We start from the raw sequence: 3,658 nt of genomic DNA, 5'->3' as shown, positions 1-3,658 counted from the left end.
CCTCGTGCGCGACGGGGACGCCGCCCCCGCCCGCTCGGCGGCCTGGACCTCCCCGACCACGGCCTTCAGTGCCGCCGCGAACTCCGTGTCCTTCCGCGCCGAGTTGTTCAGGCTGAGCGCCAGCCACTGGCGGGTGTCGTCCGAAAGGGACGCCTGGCCCTCCCCGGCCTCCTCCTCGACCTGCGCCAGCGCCGGGTCCTGCCCCAGCTTGCGGCTCACCAGCCCGTGCAGGCGGTCCATCCCGCCCTCCAGGGCCCGGTCGACCTCACCGCTCGTCCGGCCCGCGACCAGCCGCGCCTTCCGCACCTTCCACGCGAAGACGTACCCCACCGAGAGCTCCACGCCAGGAAACACCGCGCCCATCCCCTCCGAACCGCACCCGATACCCCTCCGCAACCGGCCGCACGAACCGGCGGGTTGCCGAAGACCCTGGACAACAACCAATCAACGCAAGGTCGTTGAACAGCAGGAGAAGAGAAGGCGACGGGACCACCGCGTACGGCTTCAGAGATCCCCAATTGTCCTCCGGCAGGGCATCGCTGATGATCGTAGGCATGGAGACGGAGAACACGAAGAACGCGAACCACCGCACCGGCGGGGCGGTCCGGCGGGTCGTCGAGCTGAGCCATCCGATCCGGCACGGCATGGTCACCTACCCGGGCCTGCCCGCGCCCGAGATCAGCGTGCACCTCTCGCGGGAGGCCTCGCGCGCCCACTACTCCCCCGGCACCGAGTTCCACATCGGCCGGATCTCGATGGTCGCGAACACGGGCACCTACCTGGACTCCCCGTTCCACCGTTTCGGCGACGGGCCGGACTTGGCGGGGCTGCCGCTGGACGGGCTGGTCGACCTGGACGGGCTGGTGGTGCGGACCGTCGGCGCGCAGGACCGCGCCGTCGACCGGGACGCGCTGCTGCCGTACCCGGTCACCGGCCGGGCGGTGCTGATCCACACCGGCTGGTCGCGACACTGGGGCACCGACCGTTACGGCGCGGGCGGCCACCCCTTCCTCACCGCGCAGGGCGCCGCCTGGCTCGCCGAGCAGCGGCCCGCGCTCGTGGGCATCGACTCGGTGAACATCGACGACACCGACGGCCTGGACCGCCCCGCACACACCACCCTGCTGGCCGCGGGCATCCCCATCGTGGAGCACATGCGCGGCCTGGATCAACTGCCCCTGAACGGCTTCCGCTTCCACGCCGCACCACCCGCCGTCGAGGGCCTGGGCACCTTCCCCGTCCGCGCCTACGCCGTGCTCCCGACCGAGGAGCGGTAGCGGTGAGCGCGGCCTAGCGCGAGCAGAGGCCGAGGGTGAGGATGCGGCCGATGGTGTCGTTGACCTGGGGCGCCGCGGTCAGGTTGCGGTTGAGGGAGAGGGTGAGCTGGCGGGTGCCGTCGGCGGTGGTGAAGCTGAAGGTCTCGTACCCCGCGACGCTGCCGCTGTGGCCCCAGGCCGGGGTGCCGTCGGCGCAGTAGGTGCGGCTCTCCAGGCCCAGGCCGTAGGCGCGGCCGGTGTCGAAGGGGTGCGGGGTGCGCATCTGGTCGAGGAGGTTCGCGGGGAGCAGCCGGCCGGCGAAGAGGGCGCGGTAGAAGCGGTCGAGGTCGCCCGCGGTGGAGATCATCGTGCCGGAGGCCCAGATGGCGTTCGGGTTGAAGGTGGTGAAGTCCACCGGCGGGGCGGTGGGGCCGTCGGCCCACTCGTAGCCGTGCAGGTGCGGGCCGGGGAGGTCGGCGGTGGTCGGGAACGAGGTGTCGTCCAGGTGCAGGGGCCGGACGATGCGCCGGTCGATCTCCTGGTCGAGGCGGTGGCCCATGAGGTGTTCGACGAGCAGGCCGAGGACGACGTAGTTGGTGTTGGAGTACGCCCAGGAGGTGCCGGGGGCGAAGCGCGGGCCGAGTTCGGTGGAGATGGCGATGAGGTCGCGCGGGGTGTAGGTGGCGGTCCGGGCGGTGCGGAGCGGGTCGGGCTTGGCGAGCAACTCGGCGTTGAAGTCGGCGAGTCCGCTGGTGTGGGAGAGCAGTTGGCGCACCGTGATGGCGCTGCCGTTCGGGACGAGGCCGGGCAGGTGCCGCTCGATGGGGTCGTCCAGGCCGGTCCTGCCCTCCGCGACCAGCTGGAGCACGACCGTCGCGACGAAGGTCTTGGTCACGCTGCCGATCCGGAAGCGGTCCCGGGCACCGGCGGGCCGGCCGTCGACCAGGTCGGCGGTACCGGCGGCCGAGCGCCAGGTACCCCGGCCGTCACGGAGCTCGACGACCGCGCCCGGAACGCCCTCGGCCACCGCCTCGTCGAGCGCCCGCTGCAGGGCGGCCCGATCGGCGGTGGTGGCGACGGTGGCACTGCTCTGGGCCGCGAAGGCGGGGCCGGTTCCGCCGGCCAGGGCTGCGGCCGCGAGCAGGGCGGTGGCCAGTCGGCGGGCGGTGCGGTGGCTGGCGCGGGCGGTGGTGGGCATCGGTGGTCGGCCTCTCCGGGATGTTCTGTGCGACGGGAAGGATCCTCTCGGAGGCCCGTCGGCCTGCCATCGCCGGTGATGGTGATTCAGCACCTCATTCGCACGGGTGATCCGTACGAGGGGGGAGTGGGAAGTCGGCGGGTCCGACTTCCCACTCCCGGGACCGGTTGCAGTGGTCAGCTGCTGGGGCGGGCGGCCGGCAGGGAGGCCGAGCCGGTGAGGAGGGGCCATTCCTTGTGGAACGGCGGCAGCGGGAGCTTGTTCTCGAAGAGCGGGGTACCGAAGATCTTCAGGTGGGCGGTGAGGGCACCGTTCAGGTCGATGCCGCCGACCAGGGCCCAACTGCCCTGCACCTGCGGACCGTTGCCGGGGAGGTCGACGGCGAGGGAGCCTTCGGCCTTGGCGCTCAGGTAGGGGGCGACGGTGGTCTCGACGCCGACGGTGTCGTACAGACCGACGCTGGCCTCGACGCCCAGGGCGGCCCGCACGGACGCCTTGCCGTTGAGGCGGACGTGAACCGGGGAGACCTTGGTGTCGGCGTTGGTGGCAGAGGTCCAGCCCTTGCCACCGGTGTAGTCGGCGTGGACGGCCCAGGTGCCGGTGGCGTCCTGTTCGGTCTCCAGGTGGACCTGGCCGTCGGCGCTGACCTCCAGGTAGCAGGTGAGGCCGAGGTTGACGACCACGGGCAGGCCCGCGACGGTCAGCACCGGGCTGGCCTGGAGCTTGGCGAAGGGCACCCGGATCGGCGCCGCGCCGGTGTTGCGGGCGACGTCGCCGGTGACCTTCCAGTGCGCGTCAGCGCCCAGGTCGAAGCCGACGGAGGCGGTGCGCGGGGCGCCGGAGGTGGCACCGTGGTAGGCGAAGTGGACGGCCGGGTGGAGCTGGAGGGAGCCTGAGGCGTCCAGGCTCGCGCCCTCGGGCAGCGGGATGGGGGCCTTGACGTCGACCCCCAGGGTGCCGGAGGCGTCGGCCTTCACGCCGTTGAGGTCGGCGCCGACGGTCGCCTTGAGGTCCTTGACCAGCGGCGTCACCTTGATGCCGTGCACGTCGACCGGGACCTGCCCGTCCGCCTCGGTGCCGCCGAGGAGTTCGGCGAGGGTGGCCGGGCGGGTGGTGAGGTTGAGGGTGTTGCCCGCGCCGGGCTGGACGCCGGTGATGGCGACCAGCGCGCCCTGCGGCGCGGCGGCGGTGGGTGGGCTGGCGA

At 72.7% G+C, this 3,658-nt stretch carries 4 protein-coding genes; 1 reads left to right on the top strand and 3 read right to left on the bottom strand.

Going from position 1 to position 3,658, the window contains the following annotated elements; translation table 11 throughout:
• A partial coding sequence (locus tag J0670_RS33025) for a hypothetical protein (protein ID WP_207815840.1) occupies positions 1 to 342 on the bottom strand: 342 nt, incomplete at its 3' end.
• A gap of 212 nt (positions 343 to 554) precedes the next feature.
• Here J0670_RS33025 and J0670_RS33020 point away from each other — a divergent pair.
• Positions 555 to 1,277: a cyclase family protein gene (locus J0670_RS33020; protein ID WP_243437869.1), complete on the top strand. Its 723-nt coding sequence runs from the start codon at positions 555 to 557 to the stop codon at positions 1,275 to 1,277.
• A 13-nt stretch (positions 1,278 to 1,290) separates the two neighbouring features.
• Here the strand turns inward: J0670_RS33020 and J0670_RS33015 are convergent, their stop codons facing one another.
• Positions 1,291 to 2,454, bottom strand: a complete 1,164-nt coding sequence (locus J0670_RS33015) for a serine hydrolase (RefSeq protein ID WP_207815837.1) — start codon at positions 2,452 to 2,454, stop codon at positions 1,291 to 1,293.
• 176 nt (positions 2,455 to 2,630) lie between these two features.
• On the bottom strand, positions 2,631 to 3,658 hold a 1,028-nt coding region (locus J0670_RS33010; protein WP_207815834.1), incomplete at its 5' end, for a hypothetical protein.

The sequence above is a fragment of the Streptomyces sp. FH025 genome, assembly GCF_017427025.1.
Lineage (GTDB): Bacteria > Actinomycetota > Actinomycetes > Streptomycetales > Streptomycetaceae > Kitasatospora.
The sequence above is the reverse complement of the archived record's forward strand: the minus strand, read 5'-3'. Positions and strand labels throughout refer to the sequence as shown.

Bases quoted from the DNA above. Each gene is read 5' to 3' on its own strand.
- J0670_RS33020 (WP_243437869.1), top strand. From the start codon at position 555: ATGGAGACGGAGAACACGAAGAACGCGAACCACCGCACCGGCGGGGCG.
- J0670_RS33015 (WP_207815837.1), bottom strand. From the start codon at position 2,454: ATGCCCACCACCGCCCGCGCCAGCCACCGCACCGCCCGCCGACTGGCC.